The sequence below is a fragment of the Winogradskyella sp. ECml5-4 genome, from assembly GCF_036903175.1.
Classification (GTDB): Bacteria; Bacteroidota; Bacteroidia; order Flavobacteriales; family Flavobacteriaceae; genus Winogradskyella; species Winogradskyella damuponensis.
The window spans coordinates 156,220-171,846 of record NZ_JAYJLF010000006.1 but is presented as its reverse complement, the minus strand read 5'-3'; the positions used below and the strand labels follow the sequence as shown (position 1 = coordinate 171,846).

Genomic DNA, 15,627 nt, shown 5'->3' with positions numbered 1-15,627 from the left:
AATATTTGTAAAAAAAAACCTTAATTTCGAAGAATCTTAATTTTTATACAAACATTTATGAAAACAAAGCTACATTTTGTTTTGGCATTATCCTTATTTTTATCTGTATTTTCAGTAACAGCTCAGCAGAGTTATTGGAAAAAAACGAATAAAAATGAGCTGAATGCTAATGGAAGCAATTCAACTCTTAATCAAAAATTTTATCAGACATATCAATTAGATATAGAGACCTTTAAAGCGCAATTAATTAATGCTCCATTGCGTTCTGCTACAACAACGACATCTAATACTAAGGTTTACCTTCCTAATTTAGAAGGTGAATTAGAACAGTTTATGGTTGTTGAAACTCCTGTTTTATCCGAAGAATTATCTCTAGAGCATCCTAATATTAAAACATATTTAGGGTTTAGTACTAGAGTGCCAGGCGCAAGAGCACGTTTTAGTGTTACTCCTCAAGGTTTGCAAAGTATGGTAACCTATCCTGATGCGCCAATGCATTTTCTAGTACCATTGAGTAAAACAGATGCTACTTCGTATATTCTATATAATAGAGCTGCGCGGACAGAAAATTTAAAAGAATTTGAATGTTTAACAGAAGATGTATTTATAGAAAACGATACTATTGAATATGCAGGTAGAGATGCTAATGATCAAATATTGAGAACTCTTAGAATTGCAATTTCAACAACGGGTGAATACACTAACTTTTGGGATGATGGCAATGCTGGTAATGGTGATGCTCAAGACGATGCTTTGGCTCAGGTTGTTTCAACTTTAAATAGAGTTAATGAAATCTATGAAGTTGATATGGCTGTAACATTTGTTTTAGTTACAGGAAAAGAAATTATATATGCAAATGCTGGTTCAGACCCTTACACAGGTAGTTTAAATTCGCAATTACAAACCACATTGACTAATAATATAGGTGAAGCAAATTACGATATAGGTCATTTATTTACTTATGATGATAACAACGGAAATGCAGGTTGTATAGGTTGTGTTTGTGTAGATGGAGAAAAAGGAAGCGGTTTTTCTGCTCATGAATTTACAGACAATGATGGAGGACCATATATGTCAGATTTCTTTGATATTGATTACGTACCACATGAAATGGGGCACCAACTAGGGGCAAACCATACGTATTCAAACTTTTCTGAAAACACAGGTGTAAATGTAGAGCCAGGTAGTGGTACAACAATTATGGGTTATGCAGGTATTACAGGTAATAATGATGTGCAAGATCATTCAGATCCATATTTTCATTATGCCTCTATTACGCAAATATTAGATAATCTTAATGTAAGAACGTGTTGGACAAGTACTCCTATTACTAATAACCCTCCAGTATCAAATGCAGGATTAGATTATACCATACCTGTTGGAACTGCTTTTGTTTTAAAAGGAGCCGCTACAGATGCTGATGGAAGTGATGTTTTAACATATACATGGGAGCAAATTGACGATGGGACAACAAATTTTGGGAATTTTGGACCAAATAAAACCTCTGGTGCAGTTTGGAGATCGCGACCTCCAAGTACATCACCAGATCGTTATATGCCAATTATTGAACGTGTAATTTCTGGACAATTAACAGAAACAAATCCAGTAGTAACGGCAAATAATTCCTCTTGGGAAACGGTATCTAATGTTGGGAGAACTTTAAATTTTGCACTAACTATAAGAGATAGAAGTGAGGCAGATGGAGTTGGGCAAACGCCTCAAAGTGATTTTGATACGATGACTGTTACAGTTGAGGATGCTTCAGGGCCTTTTGTGGTAACGTCTCAAACTACTAATGAAATTTGGGATGCAGGATCTAGTCAAACTGTAACTTGGGATGTGGCTAATACAGACAGTGGTTCTGTTAATACACCTACGGTAAATATCTTATTGTCTACAGATGGTGGTTATACATTTCCATTTGTAATGGCTACTGCTGTGCCAAATGATGGATCACACGATGTTACTGTACCAATTACAGGTGGTGACTCAACAACTGTTAGAGTTAAAGTAGAAGGAAATAACAATATTTTCTACGCTATAAATCCTACAAACTTCACCATTCAAGAATCAGAATTTGTTCTTAATGTTGCTGAAAGTTCTGTAGATGTTTGTACGCCAGATAATGCTGTGTTTACCTTTACTTATAATACGTTTTTAGGCTTTTCTGACACCACTATTTTTAGTGCTTCGGATTTACCTGGAGGTGTAACTGCCACTTTTTCTCCATCTTCAGCAACTGCAGATGGTACAGAGGTTACAGTTACTATTAATGGTATTGGAGCTTTATCGTCAGGGAATTATCCATTTAATTTGGTTGGTACCTCTGGTGTAATAACTAAAACTTCTGAAGTAGAATTTAATGTATATGACTCTAATTTATCTACTTTAAATTTATTAACTCCTTCTAATGGGTCTACTGACGTACCTGCAGATGCTGCTGTTTTTACTTGGGATGCAGATTCAAATGCTACAATGTATGACATTGATGTAGCTACAGATGCAGGATTTACTAATATTGTTGCAACATCAACAGTTGATAACCCAACATATACAGTTACGACTTTAAATGTTCTTACTTCTTATTTTTGGAGAGTGAGAAGTAGTAATGATTGTGGATTGGGGAATTACTCGCAATCTAGCTTTACGACGGCAAATATTTCATGTGCATCATATGATTCTGCAGATACACCGTTAAGTATTCCAGATTTTAATACTTCAGGTGTTAGTTCAATTATAAATGTACCAACACCATCAATAATCAGTGACATAAATGTAACTGTAAATGTAACTCATAATTGGGTAGGAGATGTTACTTTAAAGCTAATAGCTCCAAACGGAACAGAAATTCCATTGTCAACAAGTAATGGAGGTAATGGTAGTGATTATGTTGGAACTGTGTTTGACAATGAGGCAGGTGCATTAATAACTGCAGGTGTGGCTCCTTTTACAGGCGCTTTTCAGCCAGAAGGAGATTTATCAGCATTAAATGGAAGCCTTTCAGGTGGTGATTGGATTTTAAATGCGTCTGATACAGAATTTTTTATTGGAGGTAATTTAGAGAGTTGGTCTATTGAAATATGTGGTGTGATTCAAGCAGATGATGATAATGATGGTATACCTAATGATTCAGACAATTGTCCAATGACAGCAAATTCAGATCAAGCAGATTTAGATGGAGACGGTATAGGTGATGTTTGTGATGATGATATTGATGGTGATACAATTTTAAATGATAATGATAATTGTCCTTTATATGCCAATACAGATCAAGCTGATACAAATGAAAATGGAATAGGTGACGTATGTGATTTTGAATGTAGTATAACTTCAGCAACAGATACTCCAATTACTATATCTAATGTAGGTAATGTTGTATATACCTCTACAATTTCTATTGCTAATACTGGTTTGGTGTCTGATGTTAATGTCTTACTAAATATCTCACATTCTTACGCTTCAGATTTAGATATATCAATAACTAGTCCGAGTGGAACAGTTGTAGAATTGTCTACAGATAATGGTGGTAGTGGTGATAATTATACAGATACTTTATTTGATGGAGAGGCTTCTGCATCAATCTCTAGTGCTTCAGCTCCATTTACGGGAAGCTTTTTACCAGAAGGTGATTTGTCAGCCATATATGGAGAATCTGCAGCAGGAGATTGGACGTTAACCGTAGTTGATGATGCTAATGGAGATGGAGGATCAATAGAAGAGTTTACACTAGAATTGTGTGTGCTTCCTTTGTTATCTGTAAATGAAGTTACATTTAATTCGGATTTAAATATCTATCCAAATCCTAATAACGGAACATTTAATATTACAATGCGTAATCCTATATCTAATAAAGTTGATATTGAGGTTTATGATATTAATGGTAGAAGAATTTTTGAAAAACGTTTTAACTCTACTCAAATAGTTGATGAACAAATAAATTTAAGTCAGATACAGTCTGGTATATATTTGGTAAAAGTTAAAGATGGAAATCATCAAATTATTAAGAAAATTGTAGTGAACTAACTTACAGAGTAGAAATTAGTATAAGCTGTCTGAAAATATAATTTTTCAGACAGCTTTTTTATTTTCCATTAAATTGATTCATTGTTGTATTTACACCAGCTAAGGCGAAAGATTTAATAAGTTCTGCGGAAATTTTTAAGCGCTCATCGAGTTTAGAATTTTCCTCTTCATTCCATTCGCCTAAAACGTAATCTACCTGCCTTCCTTTGCTAAATTCGTCACTAATACCAAATCTAAAACGGTTATACTTTACGGTTTGCAATTTGTCTTGTGTATCTTTTAAGCCGTTGTGTCCTCCGTCACTACCTTTTGTTTTAAGGCGTAGTGATCCAAAAGGCAGATTCAAATCATCTGTTACAACGAGTAGATTTTCTAAAGGTATTTTTTCTTTTTCTAACCAATATTTTATGGCCTTTCCGCTGAGATTCATAAATGTGCTAGGCTTTAAAAGAATTAAGGTTCTTCCTTTAATTTTTAAAGTCGCTACATCACCTAGTTTTACAGTTTCAAAGGACACTGCATTAGTTTCAGCTAAATGATCAAGAATTTTAAAGCCAATGTTGTGTCTGGTATGGGTATATTTTTCTCCAATGTTTCCTAAGCCAACAATTAAGAATTTTTTCATTATATCGTCTTCTGTAAGTTTAGCTTTATCGCTAAAACCAAACCATTTTTTTAAAAGTTTATACATAGAGTATTTCATCTTTGTGTAAAAATAAAAAAAGCATCCTATAAATAGAATGCTTTTTAAATATTTGAAAATTGTAATAATCTATTCTTTTACTGCAGCAACATCGTCAGTTTCAGTAGCTGGTACATCTCCTGCTTCATCATCGTCATCGTCATCAGCATCAACAACAGCTAATCTGCTTCGTCTTACTTGACAAACAACAGTATTGTCTGGGTGTAAGAATTTGTAATCTTCGTTTTCTAATTCAGTGATATAGAATTTACTTCCAATTTTTAATGGAGTAATATCGATTTCAATAAAATCTGGTAATTTAGAAGGGATAGCTTTTACTCTAAGTTTACGGTAAGGCATTCTTAAGTTACCACCATTCATTACACCTTTAGAAGATCCTATTGTTTTCACAGGGATTTCCATTGTAATCGCTTTGTTTTCGAAAATTTGATAGAAATCTACGTGTGTAATTCTGTCTGTTACAGGGTGAAATTGAATATCTTGCATTACTGCATTGTATTCTTCACCGTTATCTAAAGCAATCACAACTGTGTGTGCGTTAGGTGTGTATACAAGTTTTGAGAAAGCTAATTCTGGTGCTGAGAAATGCAAAGCTTTGTCTCCTCCGTATATAACGCAAGGAACCTGACCAGCATTACGTAAGGCCTTCGTTGCCTTTTTGCCTACGCTTTCTCTTTGAGATCCGTTAATTGTAATTGATTTCATTTTTAAAATGTTTGTTTATATAAAATTTAATTCCCTCATTTTGAGGGCTGCAAATTTAGGTATATTATATGAAAATACTAGTGTTAGTGGACTATTTTTTATAAGACCACTTTTTTTTGAAATTAAATAAGCATTTTTTCAGCCTTAAGTCTCGTCTGAAAAGGGCTTAAAATCTAGATTTACATTATAAATTTGTTACTAATAGATTCGTTATGGTGTACATGGTGCATAACTTCGGCAAATAAATCGGCGCAACTCAAGACTTTTAATTTTTTGCTTTCTTGTTTTAAAGGAATAGAATTGGTAACAATTAATTCTTCAAGTTTAGAAGCTTCAAGTCTTTCATAAGCAGAGCCTGATAAAATAGGGTGTGTACAAATAGCTCTTACACTTAAAGCACCACGTTCCATCATTAAATCTGCGGCTTTGGTTAATGTCCCAGCTGTATCTACCATGTCATCTACTAAAACAACATTTTTACCAGTAACATCTCCAATGAGTTCCATATGAGAAATAACATTTGCTTTTGCACGTTGTTTGTAACAGATAACAACATCGCTTTTTAATGCTTTAGAATAGGCATAGGCACGTTTTGAACCTCCCATATCTGGTGAAGCTATGGTTAGGTTGTCTAAGTTTAAGCTTTTTAAATATGGTAAAAATATGGTTGAAGCGAATAAATGATCTACAGGTTTTTCAAAGAATCCTTGAATTTGATCAGCATGTAAATCCATCGTGATAATTCGTGTTGCACCAGCTGCTTCTAACATTTTAGCTACTAATTTTGCAGCAATAGGAACTCTAGGTTTGTCTTTTCTATCTTGTCTTGCCCAACCAAAATATGGCATAACAGCAGTGACGTGTCTTGCCGAAGCACGCTTAGCAGCATCTATCATTAAAAGCATTTCCATTAAATTCTTTGGTCCTGGATGCGTAGATCCAATAATAAAAACACGTGTGCCTCTAATAGATTCCTCGTAAGATGGTTGAAATTCGCCATCACTATAAGTAGATGTAATTACATTTCCTAGTTTAACACCGTAGGATTTTGCAATTTGTTCTGCAAGGTCAGTGCTTTGTGTACAAGCAAAAAATTTGGCTTCTTTGGTTTCGTATGACATTTGATATCAGTTATTTGGTTGGTGTTGTGTTGTGTTTTTTATTTGCTTCAAATTTAGAAAATTATTTTACTACAAAAAGGATAAAACCTACTAATTTTGATAGGTTGACAGAAATAATTTTCTATTTTTGCAGTCCAAAATTGCATTAGCAGTTTAGAAGTTACCAATTATTTTTAATTGCTCAAGTGGTGGAATTGGTAGACACGTTGGATTCAAAATCCAATGTCGCGAGACGTGCGGGTTCGATTCCCGCCTTGAGTACTAGGTGAAACCGTAATATGCTTTAAATAAGTATTTTACGGTTTTTTTATTTGGTTTTTAGTCATTATTTAGTCAATAAAATATGCTATAATTAACTGTTTTATGGGTTTGAAGTATTTTGCAATCTTTCTAATTTTAATCGATTTTAGCTTTAAAAAACACTAAATGGAAAATCCTTTTGAAATGATTAATGAGCGATTAGATAGAATTGAAAAACTTTTACAAAATATTTATACTGCTAGGGAAACTACAAATAAAGGTGTTGTCATACCCGAATTAATGAATGTAAAAGAGGTCGCAGCATATTTGAGTATTACACCATCTGCCATATATAAATTAACCAGCACAAGGGAAATACCACATTCAAAACGTGGTAAACGTTTGTATTTTCAGAAAGATGAAATAAATAATTGGATAATACTACACAAACAATATACTAACGATGATATTGAGCGTGTGTCCTCAGATTACTTGATTAAAAATTCATTGAAGTTTGAATAATTTGGATTGTTTCTTTTAATGTCTCCATGCGAGCGTGGATGTGTTAGATATTTATAAACTACTAGTCGTTTAAATTATTCGTTCTAAATTTTTCTATTAAGAGTTGTCCTTTTTTTGAAGAGCTAACATTTTTTGAGGTGATACTACTGGTAGAATCATGCCTTGCATATTTGTATTTGATAGTCTTTCAAATATGATGCCTCTAGCCGTAGAAAAACTAATGCCTAAAAGCGTAGCTATTAATACCCCAGTAAAGATTGGGGAGTTATCTTCCTTTAATTTGAAGTAATTACTTAGTTCTTCAATTTTAAAATGAAAATCGAAAACAAAACGAGCTTTAGAATCAGAAGATACTTCGTCGTGTATTAAATCTATAAATAATCCTATTTTAACCCTTTCATCTTTCAAATTATGCATGGTGGTTTGTGCTATATTTATTTTAAAGTTGTTATCTCCTTTTTTAGCAACATCTTTAATAGAGCTTTCCACGATGTTTATGTGAAACAGGTGTATTTTTTCTGGATCTATTTTAACCTCTTTATTCATTAACTTGCTTCGCTATAGTTTGTTTCCTCATAACCGTTAATCGCATCTTCAATACAGCCACCTGGAATAGAGCCTAAATAAACATATTCAATTTCTTTAATAGGCTCAATACTAATCAAATCAATACCTAAAACAAATTCCATTTTATTAATGCTTTTCATTGTGAGGTTGTGTGTGCCTGAAAGCCACTTAGATACTTCAGAAGGTGATTTGTCTAACATTTTGGCAAACTCTCCCTTCTTAATGTCACGTTCGTTTAAAATGGAATTGATTTTTTCTGATAGAGCAAGGTTCTTTTCAACTAATCTTGCTATTTCGGGATTGCCATTATCATTTAACCAATTATCTATTATGTTGTTTTTTGGAAATTTCATAGTGTGATGTGTTTTAGAAATAGATTTTAAAATCTTCTTCGCATTCTATTTGTGTGTAATCTTCACTCCAAGTGATGTCTTGTTCTCTAAAAGCATTATCAATTGCTTCAGTAATCTTGTTTGCTAATTTAAAATGATCTTTAACATTTGGGCAAAGTTGAGCTTTATCTGCTGTTTTAATGTCTCCATTAAATAAGAAAACAATATGTTCATTAGCTCTTAAACAGTATAATCGTAAATTGTTTGCTTTTTTCTTATCATTTTCTGTGTAATGTGGTTTCCGTTTAATTCCTTTTGGTGGAAGTGCGGAAGTATCTGCTGTTTCTCCTTCTGGTCTAAAATGATGTGTTTGAGCTCCATATTTATTACCTATAACTTTCAGCCAATTAAGAATATGGTCCAGTTTTTTTTTATTGGTTTTTGTATGTTTCTTGATAAATTCCTCAAATAAAGAGACTTCATTATCATTAATACATACTGAATAATAGCTTACCTTTTTGTGTTGGGCAATTGGTTTTATGTGTGCAAAGTTATTCACTTATAAGTTAATTTACAAATATTTTTCACTTTTAAGTTAATTTTGTGATTAAAAATACTTATTCAAAAGTATAATATTCATCTTACGAACTTAAATATTTATTATTTAATTATCCATTCCATTAATAAAAGTCTCTACAAAGTTTATTACTTTATTTAAAATTCTATCTCCTATTGATTTACGTTTCAAGACACTTGGTTTATCTCCTTCTATTAAATCTAACAACTCATCCCTTAATGGTTCTCTTTCTGCATAGAGGTAATCTTCAATTAGTTTTTGTGTTTTATCTGATGATAGGTTTTCTTCTTTTATAAATACTTCAAATGCTTTTTGTTGTTCTTCACTCCAGAACTTTTCAAACTCTTGTGGTATCGTTTCTGAATCGTCTATAGCAGGTAAATTGTCTTCTATAAATTTTTCGATTAGTTCTCGTTTGCTTCTTAAATTAGCTTCACCTGTTAAAGCATCTATTATCTCTTTTTTCTTAGCTTCTTGTTCTTCTTTTTTAACATCTTTTAAAGAGGCTAGAAGTTTTAAAATATAAGCAACATTGATTTCGTCTCTATGAATTAATTCTAACTCAAAATCTACATCATCTAAGATTGATACTTTTTCTTTGGCATTATCGTGTTTTGTTTTCTGCCATAAATCAAGATACTTACTTCTGTAATCATTAAACAATTGTTCTGCCATTGCTAAATCTTCCCAATCGAAATTAGCAAAAGTTGTCATTGTGTTTTTTAAACGCATTAACTCTCTAAATGCCTTAATAAACTCTAATTCATCTACTTCACTTGCTAATTCATTAACACTATTTACTGTAGGTACTAACTGCAAAAGATTGTGATAAGCTTCGTCAAATTTTTGTACATAATCCTCATAAGGTTCCATTATAATAACATCAATCGCTTCTTTGTTGCTAAATAATGTTATGGCTTCGTCGGTAACTTTTTTAAGATTACGAAATACTACAATATTACCTTGTGATTTCTGCTCGTTTATAATTCTGTTTGTTCTTGAATATGCTTGTATTAAACCGTGATATTTTAAATTCTTATCTACATATAATGTATTTAATGATGGACTATCAAAACCTGTTAAAAACATATTTACGACTAACAGAATATCAATTTTACGTTCTTTGACTTTCTTTGATATATCGTTGTAATAATTGTAAAATGACTGACTGTCTTTTGTAGAGAAATTAGAACCAAACATCTCATTGTAATGCCCTATATAACTTTCTAATTTATCTCTTTTATGAACATTTAAGCCATATAAAGCAGGTGATTCTTCAACTACTGAAACTTCTTCTGGAATATATCCGTTTGCATCTGCATCTTCTTCGTTAGCTACATAACTAAATATGGTTGCTATTTTTAGATTATGTTCTCCAGCTTCTTTTTTACGATGTAGAATATCATAGTAATTGACCAACATATCTGTACTACCCACACAAAACATTCCTGTAAACTCTTTGTTGTGTGTTTTACGGTTGTGATTTGCTATAATATAATCTGCAATTTTTTCTAAACGTTTTGGTGATTCCATTAACTCTTTACGGTCAATGTCTTCTACCTCAATATCTATTTCTGTTGCTGATTCTTTTTGCTTGTATTTACCAACATATTCTACTGCAAACTTTAAAACATTTTCATCTTTAATAGCATCAGTAATCACATATTTATGCAAACACTCACCAAATAACTCTTTTGTAGTACGTTTTCCTAATTCGTTTTTAACTGCGTTATCTGCAAATATTGGTGTGCCTGTAAAACCAAACATTTGATGGTTGGTAAAGAACTTTTTAATATTATTATGTGTGTCGCCAAATTGACTGCGATGACATTCGTCAAAAATGAAAACAATACGTTCGTCTTTGAGTTGCTCCATCTTTGCTAAATAGTTCTTTTTACTAATCGCTGTATTTAGCTTTTGAATGGTAGTTACAATAATCTTTGTATCATCACTAAACTGTTTTACTAAAGCCTTTGTATTGTCTGTGCCATCTATACTGCCTTTTGAAAAACTATTAAACTCTTTAGTAGTTTGATAATCTAAATCTTTTCTATCTACTACAAATACCACTTTTTTAACTTGTGGCATTTTCATAATTATTTGACTTGCTTTAAAAGAAGTCAATGTTTTACCTGAACCTGTAGTATGCCAAATATAACCGTTGTGCGTACTATTTTTAACCTTATCTATAATGCTTTCTACTGCATAATATTGATAGGGTCTTAGCACCATTAGTATTTTATGCGTTTCGTTTAAAACAATATACTTACATATCATTTTAGAGATATGACAAGGCTCTAAAAACTCACTTGTAAATCCATTTAAAATATTGGTTAAACGCTTGTTTTCTTTATCTGCCCAATAGAATGTTTGCTTAAATGATTGATGCCTGTTGTTTGCATAGTATTTGGTATTAACACCGTTACTAATTACAAATATTTGCACGTATTGAAATAAGGCTGATTTAGCACCAAACGAATGTCTTTGATAACGATTTATTTGATTAAAGGCTTCTTTCATTTCTAAGCCTCTGCGCTTTAATTCTATTTGAACTAATGGTAAACCGTTGACTAATAGGGTAATATCATAGCGATTTTTATAACTGCCCTCAATAGTGACTTGATTGGTAACTTGATATTGATTTTGACACCAATGCTCGGTATTTAAAAACTCGAAATATAAATTATCTCCGTTATCTCTAACAATATGCTGTTTTTCTCTAAGTGTTTTGGCTTTTTCAAATACAGAACCTTTACTTAGAATATTTAAAACACGCTCAAATTCTTTAGTAGTAAACGTAATATTATTATGCTTTTCTAACTGTGCTTTTAAATTAGATAATAAAGAAGCTTCATCAGGAATACTCACTTTTGTATAGCCTTGATTTGATAGTTGTTCTATTAACTGATTTTCTAATACTTGTTCTGGTTGAGTTGCCATTGTGGTTTTGAATATATTTGTTTTTAATAAAGAAGTTGACAACGGTTTATTATAGCATGAGAATATTTTTTAAATCTCTGTAATCCTCATACCCTGATGACGCTTCAAACTCTTCGATATCAAAAAAATGAGCTAAACTTTTCTTGTCAAGTTTTTCATAAAGGCGTTTGTTTAATGAAGATATACTTTGGTCAAACTTACTACAGATTATATCCGCTAACATTCTCGATGCTGTCGCCCATTCTAGAGAAATACTTCTTTTTTTTGATTCCCAACAATCTTTTTCTAGGCAGCTATTACTTAATGGACTATATGTACGAATTTGTTTAAGCTCCCAATCTTCCGTGGATGGTGATATAAATTCTTTTAACAAGGCGTAAAAACCAAGAACGGAATGTTCTAAAATAGCACAATAAATATTGTCAAAACCTAAATCGTATATTATGGTATCGTCAGTTTGCTTATAATACTGAAAATTGTGGGCTATATGTTTTAAAGCCAGTTCTTCTATTGGTGATTTAATACTTATGTAATTTTTTAAATAGGTAATGGCTTCTGATATGTTTATGTCGTCTGCCCCATATAGCGATAAAATAAAATTTGTAGTATCTAAATCTTCAGGTTGTAATAAGTTTATTCCTTCTTTGTTATTAAGTAGATCCTGTGTAATCATTTTCTAATGGTTTATGTTTTTTTTATTACTAACGATTAAAGTAGCTTCATCAGGAATACTAACTTTAGTATAACCACTATTTGATAACTGCTCTATTAACTGATTTTCTAATACTTGTTCTGGTTGTGTACTCATTGATAGCTATAAGAATATAAATTTTTATTGTCGTTCTTTTAATATCTGAAATGCATCTTTAATCACCAATGCAATTAGTTTACGTCTTTCAACTAAAAAATCTCTATAATTCATTTCTACCCAATTTTCGGGCAAACAATGCCAGTAGTACATTTTTTTAATTTCTTCTTCATTAAATCGGCTTAAGTATTTTGACAGATATTCTGATGGTTGAGCATCTGATATCGTTATATTATCATCCCATTCTACTAAGGCATAATTTGCAATTTGATTTCTATCTCTTTGCTCACTGAACCCAATGCGTTGTAAATGTGCTTTAGGAAATAAATGATGTCTTTCTAAAGCTGATTTTTTAGACCTAATTCCTTGTTGCAACAGGTCATTAATTTTTAGATTGGAAAACAAACCTTTAGCGTCTAAAATACTTAAAGAAGCATAATACGCATACAATGTCGGTGAACTTGAAGATGATGTTGCTAAACCATCAATGGGTAGTATAGCAGACCAAAAATCTTCGGTAATCGCATTATTTATAATCGTATTTAGCTCGTTTATAAAATCTTCCGCGGTTTCAGCTTTTCTAAATTTAGCTAAATCAATTTCCATTTTTGTTTCAGGTGACCCTGTATATCTACCTGTGAGGGTACACATAAAAAACCATTTGGCAGTTAAGTTTTTAAGGTCGTGTAGGTTTACATTAAACTGTATACGGCCTATTAAAAAGAATACATAACTGTAAAGTAAATTATTATTAGAACTGATGTAATCACCTTTGATAAAGCCTGCTAAATGAATTGCCTTTAAGAAGTCGTGAAAATTCTGAATATTTAAAGTTTGACTTAATGCCTCCTTTAATTTATCAAATTGTTGTACACGTCTTTCATCACTAAACTTACCTGTTTCAAGGTCTTTTCCTCTAAGAATACTGTAAACATATTGCAACCTAGCTCTATGAAATCCTAAACCTACTGCTACACGCAACATTTGGTCTGGCTTAGGCTCTATTATATAATTAAATGCTGTTGCCTTGTTTTTATTAGGAATACGAGATTCGGCACAAAAGCTTTCTATTTCTTTACGGCCTTCATCCCAAAAAACACTCATAAGCGTAAGGATGAAATCTGCCATATTTAAGTTTTTGCCCTTGCTATTTATTCTAACAAAAACATCTGCCACTTGTTCTTCATTTATACTAGCATTGAGTTCTAATGCAGAAAAAGGGTAGTTTTCGAGGTTTTTAAGTTTTTGAATATTATTTTGAATGGTTAAAACCTGCTGGTCTGATAGTTCTCTAGACGTTTTTAATCTTGAAACGAAATCATTGGTTATAGAAAACAAATTAGAATTGGGTGCAAATACTTCTGATATATTCTGGATGTATTCTGGACTTCTACGGGATGCCGCATCAGGAATTTCGAACTTTTCATCTAAGGGTTTAAATGAAATGACTATATGTTCTTTATTAAAGTTTTCTCTAATTATTTCTTGTGCACGTGTTACCGCATATAATGATGTTAATCTTTGTTGACCATCTACTATTAATAAGTCTGGTGATTTTTGTTTTCCATCTGTACCGATGCCTTTACTATCATTTGATAGAGCGTTTGCCCAAAACAAAAAATAGCCTACTGGGTAGCCTTTGTACATAGAATCGAACAAATCTCTTACTTTAGTGTCTTTCCAAACAAAAGGACGTTGAATATCTGGTAGCCCAATAGTACCAATATCTATTTGTTGTATTAAACTTTGTAAGTTATAATCTACTTTTTTAAATAATATGGACATATTTCTATACTAATTTTTAATTTCATGTTTACACAAACATTTGCTGTAACAAGCCTTTTTTGTATGACTTTGTGTGTTCTATTTTTGTATTTACTAAATCAATATTTTTATCTATTGCAGATAAGAAATTAGCGATTTTGATTTGTTCTTTTTTTGAAACGGGCAGCAACATTTTCTTTGATAAAAATGTAGTGTTTGTTATATTGATTGTGTTTTTTGCCCCTTTTTGAATGATTGAACTCAAATAGTTTGATGTATTTATTGGTGATTCAAAAAACACGTGAAGGATATAGCCTAATTCTTTAGTTTCAGGTGTAAAAACACCATATAAAGGGGAAAGTATTACATCTTCTTTAATATGATTTTGCTTTATAATACCTAGAGGAAAATCTCCAGTAGGACTCTTAGTGTATATTATATCATTAGGCAAAGCTCTATTATACTTATTTGTGTCCTTTGCAGCAAAACTTCTGCCTAAATGTTCTATTTGATTAATTACACCTTTATGCACAGAAACCGAATGAACCTCTTCTTTGCCTGTGCTTTTTAATTTATGCTCGAACAATACATCTGCAAATTTTCTTTTTTCCCACTTAGGAAATTTATTCCCATCGTCATCTTTAAACCTTAACTCTTGTTTAAAGATTTTTTGTAATACTCCTTTTTTATATTGCTCTAAAAGGCTTTTCTTTTTTTCTAAGGTTTGTATGCGGTTATCTATAGCAGTTAGGAAATTGGCTATTTTTTGTTGTTCTTCGTATGTAGGAATCGTTAAATTTACTTTTCCTAACCTTGAAGTTGCTAAACCTAAAACTTTTGTTCCCTGAGCAATGGTCATTATTTGTTTTCTTACTTTCCAACTTTGCAACAAATATCCAGTAAAACCAATAGCCATTTTGTGTTTATTTGGTCTTGCTAAAAAAGTATGTAAACCTGAAATTAGTTTTTCATTATTTAAATTGATAATTTCAATTGTCTTTCCAATATCATTATAGTCTTCAGAAGCATCTGCAATTAATAAATCTCCTTCTTTACAATAGTTTTCTTCTTTGATTTTAGAAAGACTAATTTCAGAATTTATAAATGGAACTTTTTCTTTTGTTATATCAAATACTGTTTGAAATTTCGTATGTATATCTCCATAATGTATGTTTTTAACTTCACCTTTTTGATAATTCAAATTATCTCTTGAAAAGGAATTTGTACTGTAAAATGAATAAATTTGATTATACTTCTTTTCTTTCCAAATTCCTTCAAACTCAGAAAACCGAAGTTGTGGCACTAACTGTTTTTCTTTCTGCATC

Annotated in this window: 13 protein-coding genes and 1 tRNA gene; 3 read left to right on the top strand and 11 right to left on the bottom strand. The window is 31.7% G+C overall.

The window, feature by feature from the left end; genetic code table 11:
- Positions 1-57: 57 nt before the first annotated feature.
- Positions 58-4,023 (top strand): reprolysin-like metallopeptidase, encoded by a 3,966-nt coding sequence (locus VDP25_RS06990; RefSeq protein ID WP_334468183.1) that lies wholly within the window; start codon positions 58-60, stop codon positions 4,021-4,023.
- A 58-nt stretch (positions 4,024-4,081) separates the two neighbouring features.
- Here VDP25_RS06990 and pth read toward each other — a convergent pair whose 3' ends face one another.
- From pth to VDP25_RS06975, 3 genes are all read right to left on the bottom strand, one after another.
- Positions 4,082-4,714: an aminoacyl-tRNA hydrolase gene (pth, locus tag VDP25_RS06985; protein ID WP_215928097.1), complete on the bottom strand. Its 633-nt coding sequence runs from the start codon at positions 4,712-4,714 to the stop codon at positions 4,082-4,084.
- Positions 4,715-4,795: 81 nt separating this feature from the next.
- Positions 4,796-5,431: a 50S ribosomal protein L25/general stress protein Ctc gene (locus VDP25_RS06980; protein ID WP_334468179.1), complete on the bottom strand. Its 636-nt coding sequence runs from the start codon at positions 5,429-5,431 to the stop codon at positions 4,796-4,798.
- Between the two features lie 179 nt (positions 5,432-5,610).
- Entirely contained in the window at positions 5,611-6,552 is a 942-nt protein-coding gene (locus VDP25_RS06975) for a ribose-phosphate pyrophosphokinase (RefSeq protein ID WP_215928094.1), read from the bottom strand.
- Between the two features lie 179 nt (positions 6,553-6,731).
- Here VDP25_RS06975 and VDP25_RS06970 point away from each other — a divergent pair.
- Positions 6,732-6,813, top strand: a tRNA-Leu gene (locus VDP25_RS06970).
- 165 nt (positions 6,814-6,978) lie between these two features.
- A complete protein-coding gene (locus VDP25_RS06965) occupies positions 6,979-7,314 on the top strand; it encodes a helix-turn-helix domain-containing protein (RefSeq protein ID WP_334468175.1) in 336 nt (111 codons plus the stop codon).
- A 96-nt stretch (positions 7,315-7,410) separates the two neighbouring features.
- On the opposite strand, the gene VDP25_RS06960 is transcribed toward VDP25_RS06965, so the two are convergent.
- The 8 genes from VDP25_RS06960 to VDP25_RS06925 all read right to left on the bottom strand — a co-directional run bounded on the left by VDP25_RS06960 (position 7,411) and on the right by VDP25_RS06925 (position 15,626).
- Positions 7,411-7,860, bottom strand: coding sequence for a hypothetical protein (locus VDP25_RS06960; RefSeq protein WP_334468173.1), 450 nt, complete (start codon positions 7,858-7,860; stop codon positions 7,411-7,413).
- Positions 7,860-8,234: a helix-turn-helix domain-containing protein gene (locus VDP25_RS06955; protein ID WP_334468171.1), complete on the bottom strand. Its 375-nt coding sequence runs from the start codon at positions 8,232-8,234 to the stop codon at positions 7,860-7,862. The genes VDP25_RS06960 and VDP25_RS06955 overlap by 1 nt, the downstream gene beginning before the upstream one ends.
- A 13-nt stretch (positions 8,235-8,247) precedes the next feature.
- The gene (locus tag VDP25_RS06950) at positions 8,248-8,772 is read right to left on the bottom strand and encodes a hypothetical protein (RefSeq protein ID WP_334468170.1); all 525 of its coding nucleotides are present in this window, start codon (positions 8,770-8,772) and stop codon (positions 8,248-8,250) included.
- 105 nt (positions 8,773-8,877) lie between these two features.
- Positions 8,878-11,730, bottom strand: coding sequence for a type I restriction endonuclease subunit R (locus VDP25_RS06945; RefSeq protein ID WP_334468168.1), 2,853 nt, complete (start codon positions 11,728-11,730; stop codon positions 8,878-8,880).
- Positions 11,731-11,779: 49 nt separating this feature from the next.
- The gene (locus tag VDP25_RS06940; protein WP_334468166.1) at positions 11,780-12,403 is read right to left on the bottom strand and encodes a hypothetical protein; all 624 of its coding nucleotides are present in this window, start codon (positions 12,401-12,403) and stop codon (positions 11,780-11,782) included.
- Between the two features lie 3 nt (positions 12,404-12,406).
- A complete protein-coding gene (locus tag VDP25_RS06935) occupies positions 12,407-12,538 on the bottom strand; it encodes a hypothetical protein (RefSeq protein ID WP_334468164.1) in 132 nt (43 codons plus the stop codon).
- Between the two features lie 24 nt (positions 12,539-12,562).
- Entirely contained in the window at positions 12,563-14,323 is a 1,761-nt protein-coding gene (locus tag VDP25_RS06930) for a GmrSD restriction endonuclease domain-containing protein (RefSeq protein WP_334468162.1), read from the bottom strand.
- A gap of 28 nt (positions 14,324-14,351) precedes the next feature.
- Positions 14,352-15,626, bottom strand: coding sequence for a restriction endonuclease subunit S (locus VDP25_RS06925; RefSeq protein WP_334468160.1), 1,275 nt, complete (start codon positions 15,624-15,626; stop codon positions 14,352-14,354).
- Position 15,627 lies beyond the last annotated feature (1 nt).